Source organism: Mycolicibacterium iranicum, from assembly GCF_002101705.1.
Lineage (GTDB): Bacteria > Actinomycetota > Actinomycetes > Mycobacteriales > Mycobacteriaceae > Mycobacterium > Mycobacterium iranicum.
Genome location: NZ_LQPC01000003.1, coordinates 1 through 1,043, shown reverse-complemented (window position 1 = coordinate 1,043; position 1,043 = coordinate 1). Strand labels below are relative to the sequence as shown.

General features: G+C 65.3%; 1 protein-coding gene. It reads left to right on the top strand.

Annotation, left to right across the window (positions count from 1 at the left end; all coding sequences use genetic code 11):
* Positions 1–1,043: hypothetical protein (locus AWC12_RS30925; protein ID WP_165762749.1), on the top strand; the 1,043-nt coding region annotated here is incomplete at both ends.

The window sequence follows — 1,043 nt, the reverse complement described above, 5'->3', positions numbered from 1 at the left end:
CGTCATTCCGATATCGAGTCGGTGGTGGTCACGGTCGATGGTGGCGGGGTGCTGGGCTGGACGCTCTCTGGTGGCATTGATGCCGATGACTCGGTCGCTGGTCAGGTCACGTTCAGCGGTGCGGCCAGTGCGGCGGTGTATCAGCAAGTCCTGCAGTCGGTCACACTCACCTCGGCGACGGCTGGGGTGCAGACGGTGTCCTTTGAAGTGACTGATGTTGATGGCAACACGAACGTGTTGCCGGCGGCCACCGCGGTGACGGTGGTGGGGTTGGGTCCGGTCGAGGTGTCCCCGATCCTGGTGGTTGCTCCGGCGGCGGCAGGGTTGGCCGGGCAGCCGATCACGGTGTCTCCGGTGGTGGTGCTCACCGATCCCGACTCCGACATCGACTCGGTCGTTGTCACCGTCGATGGGGACGGCGTGCTGGGCTGGGGAACTCTGCCCGGCGGCATCGATGCTGATGACTCGGTGGCCGGCCAGGTGACGTTCTTTGGGGCTGCCACGGAGGCCGCCTACCGAGACCTGCTGCAATCACTCACGCTGACCTCCGCTTCGGCGGGGATTTCCACGGTGTCGTTCACGGTGACTGATGCCGACGGCAACACCAATGTGGTCCCGGCGTTCACTGTCGTGACGGTGGTGGGGTTGGGTCCGGTGGAGGTGTCGCCAATCTTGGTGGTGGCTCCGGCGGCGGCGGGGTTGGCGGGTCAGCCGATCACCGTCAGCCCGATTGTGGTGCTCACCGATCCGGACTCCGATATCGAGTCGGTGGTGGTGACGGTCGACGGGGACGGGGTGCTGGGCTGGACGCTGTCTGGTGGCATCGATGCTGATGATTCGGTCGCCGGTCAGGTGACGTTCACGGGTGCGGCGAGTGCTGCGGTGTATCAGCAAGTGCTGCAATCACTCACGCTGACCTCGGCCTCAACAGGCGTCTCGACGGTGTCGTTCACGGCAACTGATGAGGACGGCAACACCAATGTGGTCCCGGCGGGCACGGTGGTGACGGTGGTGGGGTTGGGTCCGGTGGAGGTGTCGCCAAT